The organism is Paenibacillus aestuarii, assembly GCF_027789125.1.
Taxonomy (GTDB): domain Bacteria; phylum Bacillota; class Bacilli; order Paenibacillales; family NBRC-103111; genus Paenibacillus_E; species Paenibacillus_E aestuarii.
The window spans coordinates 56,597-74,465 of the sequence record NZ_JAQFVF010000048.1 but is presented as its reverse complement, the minus strand read 5'-3'; the positions used below and the strand labels follow the sequence as shown (position 1 = coordinate 74,465).

At 49.0% G+C, this 17,869-nt stretch carries 19 protein-coding genes; 1 reads left to right on the top strand and 18 read right to left on the bottom strand.

Annotated elements, in window-relative coordinates; translation table 11 throughout:
- The first annotated feature begins 108 nt into the window (after window positions 1-108).
- Window positions 109-978, top strand: a complete 870-nt coding sequence (locus O9139_RS20405; protein WP_270881312.1) for a YitT family protein — start codon at window positions 109-111, stop codon at window positions 976-978.
- 40 nt (window positions 979-1,018) lie between these two features.
- Here the strand turns inward: O9139_RS20405 and O9139_RS20400 are convergent, their stop codons facing one another.
- The 18 genes from O9139_RS20400 to O9139_RS20315 form a co-directional block, all read right to left on the bottom strand.
- On the bottom strand, window positions 1,019-1,909 hold the full coding sequence (locus O9139_RS20400) for a sporulation protein YpjB (protein WP_270881311.1): 891 nt from the start codon (window positions 1,907-1,909) through the stop codon (window positions 1,019-1,021).
- Window positions 1,910-1,964: 55 nt separating this feature from the next.
- A complete protein-coding gene (locus O9139_RS20395) occupies window positions 1,965-2,639 on the bottom strand; it encodes a DUF1405 domain-containing protein (protein WP_270881310.1) in 675 nt (224 codons plus the stop codon).
- A 65-nt stretch (window positions 2,640-2,704) separates the two neighbouring features.
- Window positions 2,705-3,595: a menaquinol-cytochrome c reductase cytochrome b/c subunit gene (locus O9139_RS20390; protein ID WP_270881309.1), complete on the bottom strand. Its 891-nt coding sequence runs from the start codon at window positions 3,593-3,595 to the stop codon at window positions 2,705-2,707.
- Between the two features lie 19 nt (window positions 3,596-3,614).
- On the bottom strand, window positions 3,615-4,286 hold the full coding sequence (gene qcrB / locus O9139_RS20385) for a menaquinol-cytochrome c reductase cytochrome b subunit (RefSeq protein WP_270881308.1): 672 nt from the start codon (window positions 4,284-4,286) through the stop codon (window positions 3,615-3,617).
- A gap of 17 nt (window positions 4,287-4,303) precedes the next feature.
- Complete coding sequence (locus O9139_RS20380; protein ID WP_270881307.1) at window positions 4,304-4,849, bottom strand: QcrA and Rieske domain-containing protein; 546 nt, start codon at window positions 4,847-4,849, stop codon at window positions 4,304-4,306.
- 292 nt (window positions 4,850-5,141) lie between these two features.
- The gene (locus O9139_RS20375; protein ID WP_270881306.1) at window positions 5,142-5,573 is read right to left on the bottom strand and encodes a DUF2487 family protein; all 432 of its coding nucleotides are present in this window, start codon (window positions 5,571-5,573) and stop codon (window positions 5,142-5,144) included.
- Between the two features lie 70 nt (window positions 5,574-5,643).
- A complete protein-coding gene (locus O9139_RS20370) occupies window positions 5,644-6,684 on the bottom strand; it encodes an LCP family protein (protein WP_270881305.1) in 1,041 nt (346 codons plus the stop codon).
- Between the two features lie 138 nt (window positions 6,685-6,822).
- A complete protein-coding gene (locus O9139_RS20365; RefSeq protein WP_270881304.1) occupies window positions 6,823-7,011 on the bottom strand; it encodes an IDEAL domain-containing protein in 189 nt (62 codons plus the stop codon).
- 174 nt (window positions 7,012-7,185) lie between these two features.
- Complete coding sequence (locus O9139_RS20360; protein WP_270881329.1) at window positions 7,186-8,313, bottom strand: hypothetical protein; 1,128 nt, start codon at window positions 8,311-8,313, stop codon at window positions 7,186-7,188.
- A 165-nt stretch (window positions 8,314-8,478) separates the two neighbouring features.
- Complete coding sequence (locus tag O9139_RS20355) at window positions 8,479-9,075, bottom strand: histidine phosphatase family protein (RefSeq protein ID WP_270881303.1); 597 nt, start codon at window positions 9,073-9,075, stop codon at window positions 8,479-8,481.
- Between the two features lie 56 nt (window positions 9,076-9,131).
- Entirely contained in the window at window positions 9,132-9,761 is a 630-nt protein-coding gene (locus O9139_RS20350) for an anti-sigma factor family protein (RefSeq protein WP_270881302.1), read from the bottom strand.
- Between the two features lie 7 nt (window positions 9,762-9,768).
- Window positions 9,769-10,350, bottom strand: coding sequence for an RNA polymerase sigma factor (locus O9139_RS20345; RefSeq protein WP_270881301.1), 582 nt, complete (start codon window positions 10,348-10,350; stop codon window positions 9,769-9,771).
- A gap of 1,410 nt (window positions 10,351-11,760) precedes the next feature.
- Window positions 11,761-12,618, bottom strand: a complete 858-nt coding sequence (locus O9139_RS20340; RefSeq protein ID WP_270881300.1) for a polysaccharide deacetylase family protein — start codon at window positions 12,616-12,618, stop codon at window positions 11,761-11,763.
- A gap of 162 nt (window positions 12,619-12,780) precedes the next feature.
- The gene (locus O9139_RS20335; RefSeq protein WP_270881299.1) at window positions 12,781-13,869 is read right to left on the bottom strand and encodes a prephenate dehydrogenase; all 1,089 of its coding nucleotides are present in this window, start codon (window positions 13,867-13,869) and stop codon (window positions 12,781-12,783) included.
- A gap of 26 nt (window positions 13,870-13,895) precedes the next feature.
- Complete coding sequence (gene hisC, locus O9139_RS20330) at window positions 13,896-14,996, bottom strand: histidinol-phosphate transaminase (RefSeq protein WP_270881298.1); 1,101 nt, start codon at window positions 14,994-14,996, stop codon at window positions 13,896-13,898.
- Window positions 14,997-15,152: 156 nt separating this feature from the next.
- The gene (gene trpA / locus O9139_RS20325; protein WP_270881297.1) at window positions 15,153-15,959 is read right to left on the bottom strand and encodes a tryptophan synthase subunit alpha; all 807 of its coding nucleotides are present in this window, start codon (window positions 15,957-15,959) and stop codon (window positions 15,153-15,155) included.
- 3 nt (window positions 15,960-15,962) lie between these two features.
- Window positions 15,963-17,159: a tryptophan synthase subunit beta gene (gene trpB, locus O9139_RS20320; RefSeq protein WP_270881296.1), complete on the bottom strand. Its 1,197-nt coding sequence runs from the start codon at window positions 17,157-17,159 to the stop codon at window positions 15,963-15,965.
- Complete coding sequence (locus O9139_RS20315) at window positions 17,156-17,854, bottom strand: phosphoribosylanthranilate isomerase (RefSeq protein WP_270881295.1); 699 nt, start codon at window positions 17,852-17,854, stop codon at window positions 17,156-17,158. The genes trpB and O9139_RS20315 overlap by 4 nt, the downstream gene beginning before the upstream one ends.
- Window positions 17,855-17,869: the final 15 nt, after the last annotated feature.

Below are 17,869 nucleotides of genomic sequence, written 5' to 3'. Positions count from 1 at the left end.
TACCATGTTAAACTAAACATGAAAAGTTGACAAATTTTTTTCATTGCAAAAAAAAGATATACTATACGTATACATAGCGCCCTAGGCCAGATGGAGGAAAAACAAACGATGTATAAGGAACGAATCTCGGATCGATTAACGAATTTGGCAGCTATTTTCATCGGCACGGCCATATATGCTTTCGGGCTGCACTATTTTGTCATATCCAATGAGCTCATGGAGGGAGGCGTTACAGGTGTATCGCTGCTGCTCAAATATGTCCTCAACGTACCTCCGTCCTACTCGACGCTGATCATCAATATCCCTTTGTTTTACTTGGGATGGAGAAATTTCGGCAAAGAAGCGATGCTTTACACCATCTTTGGCGTCCTCTCGCTGTCTTTCTTCCTCTGGGTGTTGGAACTTGCGATTCACCATCAATGGCTTGTGCCATTCCGGACGTCGCAGGACTATTTCCTCGTCACGCTATACGCGGGATTAACATTAGGGACTGGGCTCGGTCTCGTTTTCCGCTTTGGCGGCACGACAGGCGGCTCTGATATTTTGGCGAGAATTGGAAATAAAAAAAGAGGTTGGAGTGTCGGTCAAGTCATTCTTGTCATCGACGTCGTCGTCATCGGTTCCTCCTTCCTTTATTTGCCAAAAGAGAAGGTACTATACTCACTGGTCGTTGTATTCGTCACTGCCAAAATCATCGACTATATCTCTGAAGGCGCGCATGCAGCCAAGGCATTCACGATTATTAGCGATCATGCGGACAAGCTAGCGCAAACGATCACCCAGGAGCTGGATCGCGGCGTCACGCTCTTCCCTGCCCGAGGCGCCTACTCCGGCAATCAGAAAGAAGTGTTGTACTGTGTCGTCTATCGCCACGAAACGCGGAGAATGCGTGAGCTCATCACTTCCATCGACCCACGGGCTTTCATTATTATAGGTGAAGTTCATGATGTGCTCGGTGAAGGATTCAAGAAGGAATGAAAAAATCCCGCTGCGGCCATCCGGCCTGGCGGGATTTGGTTTATAAATACTCTTTTTCTCGCGTCTTCGCTTGCTGTCTGCGCACAGGAACGACATGCTTGCCTGAACGGTACATCCGCCATGCCGAGAAGCTCAGCACGCTGACAATGATGAATCCAATGCCGATCGACCAAATAATCGGCTGAATCGGATCGGTGACAGGCACGAAAGCGATGGCATCTTTATTTTTCATAAACAGCTCGTCGATCGTCTGCTGCAGATGGTCCATTCCTGAGCCGAGCTGTCTCATTGGCAGCGGGTTTTGGTTCAATAGGCTGTGCAGGAAGGTCATCAACGAGTCCAGCTTCTCGACATCGGCAGGCTGCCTGCTGATGAGCAGCGATGGGCGGATAACGCCCAAATGCTGCGAGAGCTTCGTATAACTGGCCATCGCCGCTTTCTGCCCGTCCGGCCTAAGCGTGCTTTTCAACTCGTCTATGTCGTTTTGCAAAACCTTATAATATTGAAGCCACATCGGCTGATTTTTATGAGTGAGCGCATCTGTGGCCAGCCGGATTTTGGCAACTGCCACTTTGCCTTCTTCATTTGAATAGGAAGCAGCGTTAAAAACACGCTTCGCTTGCGTGATCGTCTCCGTAAGCGCGTTCAGCCCTTCTACAGAGGTGACCCCTTCGAAGTGAATTTTCGGGATTTGGTCCGAAATCTGCTGCAATTTGCTTCTCGCCTCGACCACTTGACCTTCCATCGTCTTGTTGTACATATCCTCGGCCACTTGGTTCAAGAACTCCATTTTCTGCATTTGCTCCGGATCCGCTTGCTGCGCCGTTGTTTCCTTCTCACTTGGCACGGCTCCGCATCCCGCGAGAAGTCCGATAAGAACTATGATCATGACTACGGTGGCCAACCGTTTCGTGCCGGTTCCAACCAACATGGGACAATCCCTCCTTCACGAACAGTTTATGGAGGTTTGTCCCGAATTAGACCTGTTATCTCGCCGCGGTTGCTTTCTTGTGGGCTCGAGAACGGTGGAAAGCAAGAGCAATAAGAATGCCCGCTATACTTAATCCGATCGTAAACCCGTCAATGGTCGGCAGATTGTCCCAGAGCTCTTCCGGCAGCCTTGGAAAAACACCGCGCTGATAATCCATGAAATCATTCGAAAGCGTCCAGATGGCCACAAGAACGACTGCTGGAAGCCGGTATGTAAACCACCTTGCATACAGCAGGACTTCAACGGCCATAGCCAAATGCGAGGCTGTCAGCATCCAGCCGTCCGTGCCAACCGGCACGCCCTGCCAGGCGCCAGCCCAAATCATCGTGACCGCCCAGATGCCATATTTAAACGATGTAATAAGTGCGAACGCTTCCACAAAGGCGCGGAAGGCGCGATACAGCTTGCTTCTCTCCGAGTTCAGTTTGCGTTGATCGAGGATCAAGTACAGTACAGCTCCGGTAAAAAACAGACTCGCGGTCGGGCTGTCTGGCACAAAGATGACATACCAGATCGGGTTCTCCGCAATCGTATCGACCATCTGATTCCAATACCATTCGTACCCATAGACGGTGCCAAGAAAATTACAGATCAACAGGAGCCAGAGGAACTTCGGGTTAAGCAAAAAAGATGAGCTCCAAAAGTAAGAGAGCGAAAACGTGGACTTCAAGATAGTTCCTCCTCCAAAGGCTGATTTAAAAAAACCTGACCGCTTGCGCGATCAGGTTCTGTGTCTTACTGGGCTTTCTGTCTGGATAACCAGTCAGCCAGTTTGTCAATATCGGCATCTGTCAGGCCTTTATCAAGGTTAGCTTGATATTGTTTGCCCATGTTGCCTTTACCGTTTTTGATAATGCCCAAGATTTCATCTTTGGAATGTTTGTCGCCGACACCCAGCAAGGCTGGTACGCCGGAAGAAGGCATTCCTTTCAGACCGGCTTGGTGACATGCAAGACAAGTTGCTTTCTTATAAATTTCAGCGCCTGGATCGTCTGCAGCCACAATAGCTGGCGCTTTTTTCGTATCTTTGCTGGCACCGCCGCCAGCAGCCGCACCTTTATTCGCGTGCAGTTCTTCTTCACGCTTAATGTGCTCAGGGACGATATTCTTATCTTTAAGCTCAACTTGGTAGTGAGCCCAAGACGTGTAAGTCAAATAGGAACATGCCACTAAGGATAGGATCATCAAGGAAGCGGCAATCGGTCTTCTGTAAAATCTGCGTTCTTTGCCTGTATCCAGGAATGGAGCAAGCAGCAATCCGCCAAACAGCAAGCCTGGCACGATAACCGCACCGAACACGACGTAATTGCCGGAAGTATACGGATACTTCAGCAATTGGTACATGAACAGGAAGTACCAGTCCGGCATTGGAATGAACTGCGTGTTCTTCGGATCAGCCGGGTAACCCAGCGGAGCCGGATCGGACATAACCAGCACTAACATGCCGACTAGTACGACTACGCCTACCATCCACTCTTTTAGCAAGAAGTTAGGAATAAAAGCTTCGGATTTTCCCGGATACGCGGAGTAATCGCGAGGAATCAATCTTTGCTCTGGAGTTTTCTTAACTACGCGGGAATCCCCGACGTATACAACTTTTTCGTCTGACTTATGACCATGCGCCACGCATTGCCCCTCCTCTCAATTATAGCGGTCCGGAAATACCTTGTTTGCGAATCATGAAGAAGTGTCCGGCAAGCAAAGCAAGCAAAACGCCCGGCAGGAAGAACACGTGGATTGCAAAGAAGCGTGTTAGCGTTTGCGCGCCAACGATTTCTCCACCTTGCATCAGCGTTGCGATGTATTGCCCGATAAATGGCACCGATGCAGCAATCTTAATACCTACTTGAGTCGCAAAGTATGCTTTGTTATCCCAAGGCAACAGGTATCCGGTGAAACCAAGACCTAACATAACGAAGAAAATCAGCATGCCCACAACCCAGTTCATTTCACGAGGAGCCTTGTAAGAACCAGTGAAGAACACGCGCAGGGTATGTAAGAACATCATAACGATAACTAAACTGGCTCCCCAGTGGTGCATACCTCTCACGATCACACCGAAAGCCACTTTATGTTGTAAGTAGTCAACGCTGGCATAGGCGTTGATAATATCAGGTGTGTAGTACATCGTTAAGAACATACCTGACAAAATCTGAATGACTGTAATGAAAAACGTCAATCCGCCGAAGCAATAAACGAACGCGGAAAAGTGGTGAGCAGGGTTAACGTGCTCGGGAACCTCGTGGTCTGCTACATCTCTCCACATCGGCGTAATATCAAGACGTTCGTCAATCCAGTTGTACATGTTTTTAAACATCTGATGGTGACGCCTCCTTATACTCTTGTGTTGGCATGCAGTTGACCAACGTAAACGAACCCATTCTCGACTTTGAGCGTGTATTCATCCAACGGCTTCGGCGCTACGGCAAGGTTCTTACCGTCTTGTGTGTAGTGCGCGCCATGGCATGGACAGAAATACTGGTCTTTGTAAGCCGGGTTGTCATTCCAGTTAACCGTACAGCCCAGGTGTTTACATGTTGGATTCAATGCAAAAAGCTTGCCGCTGCTGTCTTTGGAAATCCACGCTACAAGTTCTGCATCGCTTTCATACCAGCCATCAACTTGATGAACTTGGAATGTAAACGATTGAGGAACATTCGTGATTTTACTTTCTTCGACAACTTTGATCCAATCCGACGCTGCCTTTGGTTTAAGGACAGGATCAACAGCAAACCTTAGCATCGGAATCATCATGCCCGCTGCCATGAATCCTCCAGCGCCACCCAGGGTGTAGGAAAGAAATTGTCGACGGGACATTTCGCGTTTGGTACCCGGTTTCTTTCCATGCTGCTCTTCATTGTGCTTGTTGTGGTCACTCATTCTCAGGTCTACCCTCCTACATGGCCTGGCGTCCGAAACCCCCTCGGACGCACAGTTCCTCTATCACGTGTCGTTCGACATTACACTACAATACTAGGACATTACTAATAATAGCCTACGACTTCTAGGGCGTCAAGAATCCTGAACGCGTTTTCCAACGCTGAAATCTTGCCCTTCGGACAAATTTTAACGAAATTGTCACATCTTTTTTTTGCCAAAGAAATCGAGTGCTCTCCTTATCGTGCACAATTTTTTTTCCAATAATACACTCATTTTGCCCTCAAATCGAAACTTAGTCACCTTGCTGCCACATCTGCTGGATCTGCTGCGAAATCCGGGATTTGATGTCGTTTGCCTGTTCCGGCCATTGCGCCATATCGACAGAAATCAGCAAATCAGCCTCCTTCGCCGTCCACGCTGCAGCTGGCAGATGAATCGTCATTACGATCACATAGCGAAAGCCCGAACGTTTCAATTGCAGACAGATGGCGTCCAACTGCGCCGGCATGTCCACCCCCGTTACATAATGGAGCGCCGGATAGGTCACCACTCTTCCCTTATAAGGAATTTCAATGACATCCAGCGCATCCCGCAGCTGCTCTAGCGCATGTGTCGTCTGCACAGGGTCCTCGAAGCCCTTCAGCCCTGTAAGCGGCAACAGACAAGTATCCAGGTATGGTTTGAGATCAGGCCATTGATCTTGTTCAATTTCACTAAATTTCATATGTAGGTCCGTCCTCCCATATCGTTTGCAAAACAAAAGCTTGCTATGTAAGCAAGCTCTAAATGATACTTTAGTTTGTCTGTGGCAGCCTGTCAATGGAATCGGGCGACTGCGTTCGCAGGGCTGCGAACGCTTGATCAAGATCCTCTTGCTTAACTACGACGTACGGGCTTTCCCATTCACCATCCAGATGAATGTAATTCACCTCCTGCGGCTTCAGCGTCTTGTACGCCAGGGTCATTGTGCGCAGATCGTCCGCTGGGATATCCGATTTCACGGAGTTCCCGGCAATATCGAGAACTTTGCCCCAGGCGGATACGCCATTTAAGGAAGTCAACTGGTCCAGCAGTTGATTAAGTACTTGCTGCTCCCGTTCGTTACGCACCAAATCGGATGATTCTGCCGTTCCGAGATTCGATTTGCGGTAACGGATAAAATCCAGCACCTGCTTACCGTTCAAATGCTGAACGCCTTTGGACAGATGAATGTTCGTGCCGTCGCTTACGTCTTCATATTTCATATCCATGTCCACATCGATCGTCATCCCGCCAAGCGAGTCAATCAATTGCCGGAAACCGTCAAAGTTAATGACCGCCATGTAATCGATCGGAACGTTGTATAAATTGCTAAACAATTTCTTTGTTTCGCTTAACGCCGTATCCTTGCTTTGATTATAGTAGTAGGCATAAAAATAATTCACCTTATGCGAATCCGAGAACCCAGATTGCTCCGCCGTCACTTCCAAATCTCTCGGGATGGAGACAACGGTCGCTTGGCGGGTCGTCGGATCCACGCTAAAGAGCATCATCACATCCGTGTTCAGCGACCCTTCGCTGCCGGCACGCTCGTCGACGGCGGTCAATAAGAACGTCAAAGGCTTATCGAACATCGGTTTCGTAACCGGTGTCAGATTCGCCACGGCGCCCGTTTGGAGCGGCTTCGTCCCCGTCGGGGACGAAGCTGCCGGCGCGGCGATCCGATCAATGGTGTCATTCATTTTATTGTACAAATAAATGGCATATATAGAGGCAGAGGCAAGAATAAGGCCGACAAAGACAATCAGCGCCCATAGCGTGTGACGCCGGCTGAAAACTCTAGCTGTATGTTTCATTGCAATACTCCTTTTGTCACATATTCATTTGGTATTTAATCTGACGCATTCACGATCCGATTGGTTCAACAAAAAAGACATGAGAAGCAAGCTTCCCATGTCTTTCAAGAATTCAATATGCAAGGCGTCCGCCATTCGTCAGCCGAGGGATAGTAATGTTTTGAGCTCAGATGTAAGGGCCAGGAATGTTGCTTGATCTCCCTTAGCTAAAGCACGGTCAATCTCTTTGTAAAGGTTCTCTTCCTTATGTTTGCGTATGGCATCATCCCAAACCATCTCCGCGAAAAGTGCCAACAGCGCATCGTTAGATACATTCATTTTTCCCATAGGACCTACCTCCAAATGTTGTCCGCGGTTTGTTAGGAGCCTTCATTTTCGCAGAAATATGTTCTTGATTACACTCTTTTGTGTCTAAGATTGTGTATGCTCCTATTAAAGCATATTCACACAGCTATCTTCCGTTTCATGCAATCGCCCGCTCTGTTCGGAATGTGTTAATACCTAATAAGAGTCCAGCATGTACGTAACCTTGTCCTCTTCAGCCACATATGTACCTCGAATCAGACTACTTCCAAGCTTCGTAACCTGCACGACTTTGCCCTGCACTTCATCTTCACCAATGCGGAGCAATCCAAGATGCATCATCATCTGCAAGATGCGCTGTTCAAAGATGGATTCTGAGGTGTCATAGTAGAACGGCTTAATCAGCTTGCACAGTACCTCACCGAGAGACGCAGCTGTCACCCATTGGCCGGTCAAGCGCTCAATCCACTGTGAGAGCGATTGCACATTCGGAATCGGATTCTTGTACAAGCGAAGCCAGAAACGATAGACTGCTGCCAGGTTCTCTTTGCTGCCCTCCTGCACCCGCTGGTTGCCGGCGTCAGTCAAATAGAGAGTTTGTCCATCCTCGCCGATGAGCCCTTGATAGTAGCAATAGTCGTAGATCAGCGAGAATCGATTGGGGTACTCTTTAAACATACGCCCGTAACCGAATCTCCATGCCCCTTTCATCACCATTTCTTCCTGAACGGAGAAACGGTCCAAAATTTGCTGCAATTGACGTTTATACATGGTGCCGTCGGCCGCCAGCGGCACGCTTTGCTGCATGGCCAAATAAGTGAGGAAATGATGAATGTCATCGACGATCAACATTTGTTCATCGCGGTATACGCGGGGTTCCTCCGTCCCCACCAGAGAAGTTTTAAACCTGCTCGTCAACACATCGTGGAACTTCTTCTTCAAATCTTTCGGGACGTGGAATAACGATTTCGTCTGCTGCGAATACCCGTTGAAGAGCCAACCCAGCTTCTTAAACTTGATAATCATCTCGCGCGGATTCCAGTCCTGATTGTCCTGCTTGGCAAAGTACGACTGCCCCACTCTAGCGAGCAACTCTTCCAGACTGAACGCATTGCGCTGATCGAACAACAGCGAATTCAGAAAGCGGATGTCTTCCATACTTAAGTTTTGAACTTGTCTCTCAAAAATCTCTCTGCGCAGCGCCGTGCTCAAGATAGATTGAATCAAATCGTTCTTGGAATGGCCGTTACATTCACATTCGTAGGTGTGGGCTATTCTGCTTAATTCATGGATGTCGGCGTAGCAAAGCATGTCTGCAAGATTCATTTCCATTAAGACGCCCCCCCATTGTACAGAGCTTGAAGCTCCGTGGTTTCTAGTAACCATTATGGGATTTTTTCCCGAAAATATTCCGCGGCCAGCAAAAAAAGCGCATCTCCAGACGGAGTCGCGCTTTGGTTTCGATAGAATTGTTGTGTCGTGTTGAGAACGTTACCCTTGGGCTGAAATCGAAGTTTCAGAGTCTAGATGCCGCAAACAGTTATACAGTTCAAGCTCCCAGCCCTGATCTTTACGCAGTAAAATCGTTAAAGACGTATTTTGCAAAAAAGCTTCAGGATTCATCTGCAATCCTTTCAATACTTGAACGATAAAGCCGCCATGCGATATCAATAGGAGACGCTCATTGGGGTACGTACGGAGCAGCTCTTGCTCCAATTCGGACCAGCGCGCAAGCAGCTCGTCATCGGTCTCCTGCCCGATATCCAGCAGCTTCCATTCGGTGCCCCAGCGTTCTTCCCGCTCAGCTGCTGTCGTGCCCTCAGCCAGCCCGTAACGGCGCTCACGCAGCCGCGCATCAGTGCCTAGGAAGGGAATGCCGGATTGCTCGGCAACGATCATCCCAGTCTCTTGCGCTCTGCGCAAATCGCTGCTGATGATGCCTGTCCACGATTCGCCGGCAAGCCGAAGCCCCAGCAATCTCGCTTGCTCCCTGCCTTCCTCCGTCAAATCCGTATCCAGCTGTCCTTGCAGCTTCCCGAGCAGATTCCACTCTGTGCTGCCATGCCTGATGAAACCGATGGTTGTCATATTCAGCCTCCTATAATGTGTAATGGGTACAAAATGAAAAGGCCCCTTGCGGAGCGCTATTTGTGAGTGCGAGACAGCCAATTCATAATCAGCATCGTGCAGATTAAACCAAGAATCGAAATGACCAGCAAATAATGCGGATAGGAATGAATCGGCCCGACATGGAAGCGCAGGGGCTCCATAAAGCTCGGATTCAAGCTGGCCACAGCATCCACCATTTTATGCCCGTTCATGGATTCGCTCGTGGTCGATTTCAAGGCCTGTGGGGCCTCCATGTCAAAAAGAGAATTGTCCGCCGAAGCAATGGTCGATTGCGGCTCTCCATTGTAGACGACAGCAAACAGAAAGCTAAAGATGAACAAAGCTAAACAGAATGCGATGACCGCTGTCAAATTTCTTCTCAGGTTATAAGAGATCGAGTAGATGCGTTCCGTCACAGGAACCCGCCATGTCTCGTCCTGATAGATCCGATCCATCACCTTATTGGAGACAGCTGGCTCGTAATCCGGCAGCTCATCTTCAATCGTCGCCGTGCGGATCAGCACCGTGCTCTCTTCCCAGATCCGAAATTCTTCTGCGCAGCTCAGACAAGTCGCAATGTGTTTATCCACCGCGGCGCGTCTCAGGTCATCATTCGGCAAATCCCAATAGATTCCAAATAACTCCTGAATGTCATTACACTTCATCGCTCTTTCATCCCTTCGATTCTTCAAATATCGGCTCGCTGAAATAAGGATCCAGCTGCACCTTCACCGATGCCCTAGCCCTGAATAACAGCGACTTCACGGAACTGACCGTCTGTCCCAAGATGTTGGCGATTTCCTGGTAATCCATCTGATCATATTCGCGCAGGATCAGCGCGGAGCGCTGCTTTTCCGGCAAGCTGTTAATCGCCTCGCGGACCATCGATACCTTCTCATTGCGCAGCATCGTCTGTTCCGGCATAGCGTCGTAGGAAGCGTGCGGCGTATGGCCGCTTTGCTCCAACGAAACTTGCACGCTTTTATTTTTGCGCAGCTCACTTAACACCGTATTGCGGGCAATCGTGTACAGCCAAGTGGAGAACGAAGCCTCTACTTCACGGAAGGAGTGCAGACTGCGGTACGCTTTATAAAAAGTTTCATTGCAGAGATCTTCCGCAATAGCTTCCATATGCGTGCTCTTCAACATATGAAATATAAATGCAAGGATTTTACGCTCGTAACGACGCATAAGTTCATTGTAAAGTTGAACGTTTCCATCCTTGATTTCTCTGATCAACTGGGAATCGGTCATTACGGTGCGGCCCCTCCTTGCGATTCCGGGTAGCACTCCCAGCTGTTCCTACATGTTGTACTTCAGCGGGAGTGAAAAGTTGCGGTTATTTGTGAACGAATTGTGAATTCCTTTCTCTCACAATATCGCCGGACTATACACATTCTTGATTCATTGCGAAAATCCTGCTCAATTCGACAATAATTTGTTAAATCTTTAGAATTCAGCGTCTGATTTATTCAGATATCCGTCATAGTCATTGTATAAAGTTGGACATCAAAATATGGTATTTTCACAAAAAATACACATTTTCCGGAGTCCGAACGCATGGCTGAAAACAAAAATACCGCCGAATTGGCGGTTGCACATTTGCTGCTTATGATCAGCTTTGATCTTTCCTTAGCTCAAAGTCAAACCTGCTTTTAATCGCATCGTAATTCCCCGTGAAGAATCGATAAATTCCAAATGACTCTTGATAAAATTGAAATCATATTAATCACACTTACCATTCAAATTCTTCCTCACTGTCAAGTTTGAAAACTTCTTGACAACCACATCATTACGCGTTCGAGCCATTAGCTGATCTCGCCATAAAAAACAAGCTCAAGGGGAATCGTTGTACTTCTTACGCTAGCGCTTAGCTTTAGAACCTTATTGACAAATACCTTTTAAAATATTGGGAGTCGTCAAGGTATTTGAGCGCTTCGTTCATTTAAATGCCGCTCGGGTATTCGTATAAAACCGACACCCCCATCTTCATCAACCACTCCGTCAGATTGCTAAGCAAGCTTTTCCTTCGGCTGTAAGTCTTATCTATCGTTTGGCATTCAACTCATACATACTGTCGCTATTCGATCATCTTGGCAAAAACACATCCATAGAATCACTCACTTTCAGTGAATTTATGGATATTCTATCATTCATACTTACATTTTTTTCTACATTTTATCGTTTATATATATTTTATGTTTCTATATTGTTAAATGAATCTATACTATTTCTTCATACAGCAAATTTCTGTAACTTTTTACAAAGGAATTCCTTCACAAGCGTAAGTTTAACTAAAATTGTTAAGGCTTACTAAATTTATCGAGAGGGATTTCGTTTGAAACTATTTATTTAAAAGAACGGCATAGTGAACTTATGAAAAGCATGGAAGATACCATCCAAAATATAATCTAAGATCTAACGAAAGGAGACAGTTTCAAATCATATAAAAGTGTTAGATTTCACCTAAACGTCGCCGTTTCGAACTGTGGCGTTTTTTAAACTCGCTATTCATTTTAGACAAAAAAAAACCGCCAAATTGGCGGTTGCACTTATGGTGCAATTATCGGATAGGAGTGGAGAGAAACCATACTGTACTTTTATTATATGTATCCGTTTTCAATTTGTCAACAACTTTTTGAAACCGTTTTCTATCCTTTGATTTTAGTTAATCGCTTCCAGTTCTACCTGATGTCGGATCAGATTGTTGACAGAATGGGCACGCACATAAGGACTCCCTGCATTGATCCGCGGGATTTGCATCGGATCGGTATGGCGGCTGGCCATGCCTGTCTTGGTCGTGAAGCTGTACTGGATGCCGGCTTGCTTCAACAGTTCCATCGTCTGGTCGTCATAGCTTCCGAACGGATACGCATAGGCATCCACCGCTTTGGCCCCTTTCAAATCGCTAAGCTTGCGTATGCACTTTGTCGTATCGTCCAATACACGCTGCTCGAACTCAGCATCGGTCTCGATCCGCTCGCCTCTCATCATTTTATTGGTCAGCATCGGCTTCCCGTCTTTCATCGCATGCAGCGAATCCGAATGCGCCTGAAACTCAATATCCGGGTCTTCACGGCGAATTTGCGCAATCTCTTCATTGGATAAGGACGGAATGGAGCTGTGCAGCGGATCGTCCAGATCCTTCGTAATGACAAAGTTGACAGCTGGGATGTCCATCCGCTTCAAAACTGGATAGGCGTTCGTATAGAAGCTTCTATAGCCGTCGTCAAAGGTGACAAGAACCGCGTTGTCCGGTACACTAGCCCCTTTGCTCATGAATCGCTTGAATTGATCCATCGTGATGAATTGGTAGCCTTTTCGCTTAAGTGCACGCAATTGATCCGAAAATAGTTTCGTGGAAATTGTGACACCGCTTTGCTGCTCATCATCTATGTGATGATACACAAGCACAGTCACTTGGTTCGAGTAAATGGTATCGTTAGCTTGAACCAGATTGGGGAAAAAGTTAGCTGTTACAGCAATCATAAGTACTAAAGGTTTCCACATTTTACGGATCATTTGTTACTTTCGCCCCATCTATAAGTAATATTGGTATAACGGCAGTAGTCATTATAGCATAAGCTCATAGACTTTGAGAATGAGAGATTATTCATTTAAAAAAGCTGAATTCCATCCTTTCCGCAATCGCAGAAAAGGCTGGAACTCAGCTTCATTCATTCGCTATACATGCACCGCGTAATCGCGCTTAAGCACTTGCACGGCACGATCCGCATCTTCTTGATTGCGGAAGGATAGACGCAGGATGCCAGGAACATCCTCGCGGCTTTCGATAATTTGGATATTGCTCAAATTAATCTTTTCATTACCCAGCGTCGTCGTAATCTGGCCGATGATGCCAGGATGATCCGGGATGTCGACATAAATGTCGTATAAAGACGTGATCATCCCTTTGCGCCGCTCCGGCAGCTGGCTGCGGAAATCGCCGGCCGTGCGGAATTGCTGCGCAATTCCTTCCCCATCGCTGCGCTCGAGCAGATCGATAAACAGGGACACTTCGCGATTCCAATCCTTAATCAAACGCAGCAGCACTTCGCGGTTGTTCACGAGAATATCGCGCCAGATCGTCGGCTCGCTGGAGGCGATGCGCGTGATGTCGCGGAAGCCCCCGGCCGCCAAATTCTGGTATAACGGATTGGCATCGTTATACTTCCTGACCTGATTGACCAGCGCAACAGCGATGATATGCGGCAAATGACTGATCGCTCCCACGATATCGTCATGCTCGCGCGCATCGACCTGCACAATCTGCGCTTTGGTCGGTTTAAGCAGGGCGGCCAAGCGGTCGACCTCGGCTTGCGGTGTGCCGGCAGCCGGTGTCAGCACGTAGAACGCATTCTCGAACAAATACGAGGATGCCGCCTCCACGCCATGCCGGTCCGAGCCCGCCATCGGATGCCCGCCGATGAAATGCACGCCTTCCATAGCGAGCGAGGCGGCTCTCTCCGTCACGGATGCTTTGGTGCTGCCGACATCGGTGATGATACAGCCTGGCTTCAGCGGCAGCTTCACCAGCTGTTCGATATATGTTTCCAGATTCCCTACCGGCACGCAGAGGAAAATAAAATCGGCTCCGTCTACAGCTTCTGCCATCGAGGTTGTCGCGATATCGACCACTTCACGCTGCAGCAGCTTCTCTACGGATTTAGGATTGGGCGAATGGCCGACAACGGTAAAATCAGGCTTACCTTTATAGCATAGGGCCAATGAGCCTCCAATCAGCCCTACACCGAATATTGTAATTTTTGTCATGAAATCAACCTTTTGTCATAATCTTATTAGGCTTGCACAGCAACCTCTGCAAGTACTTCTGTCAGCGCAGCGATGAATTTCTCATTTTGCTCACGGCTGCCGATTGTGACCCGAATGGACGTTGGGAAATCAAGCGCATGACCACCGCGGACGATGATGCCTTTGCGCAGCAAGCCATCGAATACAAGGGCTGCAGGGCGACCTACGTTCACCAAGATGAAGTTGCCGTGAGCCGGATACATGCTCAATCCCAATTTGTCGAATTGCTGGGATAAATATGCCAGACCTTCGGAATTCGCTTGTCTGCAGCTCGCAATGAAATCCTGATCCTTAATGGCCGCAAGCGCAGCAGCTTGGGAGAAACGCGTCGTGTTGAACGGCTCCCGCACTTGGTTGATCGAACGGATGACGTCTGGATGCCCGATACCATAGCCGATGCGGAGCGACGCCAAGCCGTAAATTTTGGAGAATGTGCGCAGCGAAATCACGTTGCGGTATTGCTTGATCAGCTCAAGGCTGTCCGGGTATTCGCCCGTCGTATTGTACTCGCAGTAAGCCTCGTCCAGAACGACCAAGACATGAGCCGGAACTTTAGCCAAGAACGCTTTAATTTCCGCGTCAGTGTTCATCGTGCCTGTCGGGTTGTTCGGATTGCAGATCCAGACAATCTTGGTTTTATCCGTGATGGCCGCCAGCATGGCATCTAAATCATGGGTGCCATCCTTCAAAGGTACTTCAATGCAAACCGCGCCTTCAATCTCACAATTGTGTTTGTACTGCGGGAACGTATGTTTGGCCATGACCGTTTCGTCGCCTTGCACCAGATAAGCTCTCGCCAGCATCAAAATGATTTCATCTGAACCGTTGCCGAAGATGACTTGATTCGTGGCCACGCCAAAGAACTCAGCGACAGCTTCGGTCAATTGCACGGCGCCGCCGTCCGGATATAAGCTAACGGTCGACAGTTCAGCCTGGATCGCTTCAATCGCTTTCGGCGAGCAGCCGAACGGATTCTCGTTGGAAGCCAGCTTGATCACTTTTTTCAAGCCTAGCTCTCTTTTTACTTCTTCAATAGGTTTACCCGGTTGATAGACGGGAAGATGGACTATGTTTTTTTTAGGTTGCATATCATTCACCTCTTTGTGGAATTGTGCCTATTAAGAGTGTAACGCTTTAAAGCTCAACAGTAAATAGTAAATTGTGAATTCCCTATGGACAACTTGCACAATATGCGCAAACGCCCCGCCATCCCTCGGTTAACAGGGCCAGCAGGGCGATGCTTTTTATCCTTTTAGTTGTGACACAAAATTATGAATTTGCAAAAGCCCTTCCGGATGAGCGCTATCGGCTTGCAGATGTTCCAGCGCCCCTTCAATCGTGCGTACAACAGCGCTGCCGACGACGACACCGTCAACTTTTTGCTCGAAGCGCTGCACCTGCTCGCGGGTCGAAATCCCGAAGCCGACGACAACCGGCACGCTGGCTGCTTCTTTGACCGTCGCCAGGAACTCGTCGATTCCACCGAAAAATTCGGAGCGGACGCCGGTTACGCCGAGCGATGACACGCAGTAGACAAAGCCTTTGGCGCTTGCGGCAATTCGCTTGACGCGCTCATTCGAGGTCGGCGCCACCAGCGGGATGAGGTGAATGCCGAAGCTTTCCGCGATGGCCCTTGTCTCGCCATCCTCTTCCAAAGGCAGATCGGGAATGATGATCCCGCTAATATCATGCTCTTTCATGAGCTTAAACACCCGTTCAAGACCGACTTGCAGCACCGGATTGTAATAAGTGAACAAAATGAACGGAAGCTCCGAGCCCCGGCTGCGGACCTCGCGCGCCACACTCATAACATCGTGAATCGTAATTTTGCTTAACAGCGCACGTTCGGACGAGCGCTGGATGACAGGACCATCTGCTAACGGGTCCGAATAAGGCACGCCAAGCTCCACTAGATCAGCGCCGGCGCGCTCCATTTCGAGGATCAGCTCGACGGAAGCCGCAGCGGAAGGATCGCCAACGGTTAAAAAGGGGATAAACGCAGTCTCTCCCCGCTCCTTCAGCTCAGCAAATCGTTGATCGATACGGTTCATTGCTTATTCCCTCCCTATGCCTAAATAGCCCATAATCGCTTCCACGTCTTTATCGCCACGACCGGACAAATTCACAATAATGATCTGATCTTTAACCATCGTCGGCGCCAGCTTCACCGTCTCGGCAATCGCATGCGCGCTCTCCAGCGCAGGAATGATTCCTTCTGTGCGGCTCAGCAGCTGCAGCGCATCAATCGCTTCCTCATCAGTAATCGGCACATATGTCGCACGTTCGATATCTTTGAGGTAAGCATGCTCCGGTCCAATCCCCGGATAGTCAAGCCCTGCGGAGATTGAGTGCGCAGGCAGCACTTGGCCGTATTCATCTTGCAGCAAGTAGCTCAAGGAACCTTGGAAAACGCCCGGCTTCCCTTTGGTCATCGTCGCTGCGTGCTCCTCGGTATGCACCCCGCGGCCCGCAGCCTCGACGCCGATTAATTTCACGTCCGTATCTTGAACGAACGGATAGAAAATACCCATGGCGTTGCTGCCGCCGCCGACGCATGCAACTATAGCGTCAGGGAGCCTGCCTTCCGCCTCCAAAATCTGCTCGCGCGACTCGTCGCCGATCACGCGTTGAAAATCACGGACCATCATCGGATACGGATGCGGCCCTGTGACAGAACCGAGGATATAAAATGTATCCTCGACATTGCTCACCCAATAGCGCAGCGTTTCGTTGCACGCATCCTTAAGCGTCCGGGTACCGGAGGTAACCGGCACGACTTCCGAACCGAGCAGCTTCATCCGGAACACGTTCAGCGCTTGACGCTTGGTGTCTTCTTCGCCCATGAACACCTTGCACTCAAACCCCAGCAGCGCTGCGACTGTCGCCGACGCCACACCGTGCTGGCCGGCGCCGGTCTCAGCGATCACTTTCTTTTTCCCCATCCGCTTGGCAAGAACAGCCTGTCCGATGGTGTTATTGATTTTGTGCGCACCGGTATGGTTCAAATCTTCCCGCTTCAAATAAATTTTCGCGCCGCCCAGCTTCTCCGTCAGACGCTCCGCATAATACAGAGGCGTAGGGCGGCCGGAGTATTGCTTCTGTAAATAGCGGACCTCAGCGATAAAATCAGGATCATTTTTATATTGTTCATAAGCTTGTTCAAGCTCAATAAGTGCATTCATCAATGTTTCCGGCACGTAACGGCCGCCAAACTTGCCAAATCGGCCTTGCTGATCTGGGACTTGAGTCATGTTGGGAACACCCTTTCCACAAACGAAGTTATTTTCGCAATATCTTTGACGCCATCGGTCTCAACGCCGCTCGAAACATCAACGCCGTCCGGCCGGTAGGCCTCGATCAGCTCGTGCACGTTATCAGGCTTAAGCCCGCCTGCTACCAGTATCTTGACACCCGCCGCATCAGCCCACTCCCGGTATACGGGAATGCAGTCCCATGCGAACGTTTTGCCGGATCCGCCCCCATATATAGGATCGAACGTATCGAGCAGAATAGCATCTACCGAACTGCGATAACGATCCAGCTGGGCGGAGACGGCTTCAAGCGTAGGAACGCTGTCCTCCGTTTTTGAGATGGACACCGATTTGAACACCTGCACGCCATACTGCTCACGCACCTGCTGGCAGAACGCAGGGCTTTCCTGGCCGTGCAGCTGCACCACATCGAGCGGTGCCGCCGCCATAGCTGCGGCCAATTCAGACTCGCTCGGATTCACAAATACACCGACAGTTAGCGGAACCGTGTTCCCCTGGTCTGCCTCCGAGCGCAAATAGGCGATCAGCTCTCCTGCGCGTTCAGGCGTGAGCTGACGCTTGCTCGGCGCAAAAACAATTCCGATATGAGTAATCGGCAAATGCTGGATCGATTTTAACATTGCAACGTTTTGAAGTCCACAAATTTTTACAATTGGTGATGTTTGAACAGCCATAGATTTTGCCTCTTT

Bases quoted from the DNA above. Each gene is read 5' to 3' on its own strand.
- trpA (WP_270881297.1), bottom strand. From the start codon at position 15,959: ATGAACCGTATCGATCAACGATTTGCTGAGCTGAAGGAGCGGGGAGAG.
- O9139_RS20375 (WP_270881306.1), bottom strand. From the start codon at position 5,573: ATGAAATTTAGTGAAATTGAACAAGATCAATGGCCTGATCTCAAACCA.
- qcrB (WP_270881308.1), bottom strand. From the start codon at position 4,286: ATGTTTAAAAACATGTACAACTGGATTGACGAACGTCTTGATATTACG.
- O9139_RS20405 (WP_270881312.1), top strand. From the start codon at position 109: ATGTATAAGGAACGAATCTCGGATCGATTAACGAATTTGGCAGCTATT.
- O9139_RS20345 (WP_270881301.1), bottom strand. From the start codon at position 10,350: ATGACCGATTCCCAGTTGATCAGAGAAATCAAGGATGGAAACGTTCAA.
- O9139_RS20315 (WP_270881295.1), bottom strand. From the start codon at position 17,854: ATGGCTGTTCAAACATCACCAATTGTAAAAATTTGTGGACTTCAAAAC.
- O9139_RS20400 (WP_270881311.1), bottom strand. From the start codon at position 1,909: ATGTTGGTTGGAACCGGCACGAAACGGTTGGCCACCGTAGTCATGATC.
- O9139_RS20360 (WP_270881329.1), bottom strand. From the start codon at position 8,313: ATGAATCTTGCAGACATGCTTTGCTACGCCGACATCCATGAATTAAGC.
- trpB (WP_270881296.1), bottom strand. From the start codon at position 17,159: ATGACTCAAGTCCCAGATCAGCAAGGCCGATTTGGCAAGTTTGGCGGC.
- hisC (WP_270881298.1), bottom strand. From the start codon at position 14,996: ATGCAACCTAAAAAAAACATAGTCCATCTTCCCGTCTATCAACCGGGT.
- O9139_RS20335 (WP_270881299.1), bottom strand. From the start codon at position 13,869: ATGACAAAAATTACAATATTCGGTGTAGGGCTGATTGGAGGCTCATTG.
- O9139_RS20355 (WP_270881303.1), bottom strand. From the start codon at position 9,075: ATGACAACCATCGGTTTCATCAGGCATGGCAGCACAGAGTGGAATCTG.
- O9139_RS20380 (WP_270881307.1), bottom strand. From the start codon at position 4,849: ATGAGTGACCACAACAAGCACAATGAAGAGCAGCATGGAAAGAAACCG.
- O9139_RS20340 (WP_270881300.1), bottom strand. From the start codon at position 12,618: ATGATCCGTAAAATGTGGAAACCTTTAGTACTTATGATTGCTGTAACA.
- O9139_RS20370 (WP_270881305.1), bottom strand. From the start codon at position 6,684: ATGAAACATACAGCTAGAGTTTTCAGCCGGCGTCACACGCTATGGGCG.
- O9139_RS20350 (WP_270881302.1), bottom strand. From the start codon at position 9,761: ATGAAGTGTAATGACATTCAGGAGTTATTTGGAATCTATTGGGATTTG.
- O9139_RS20365 (WP_270881304.1), bottom strand. From the start codon at position 7,011: ATGGGAAAAATGAATGTATCTAACGATGCGCTGTTGGCACTTTTCGCG.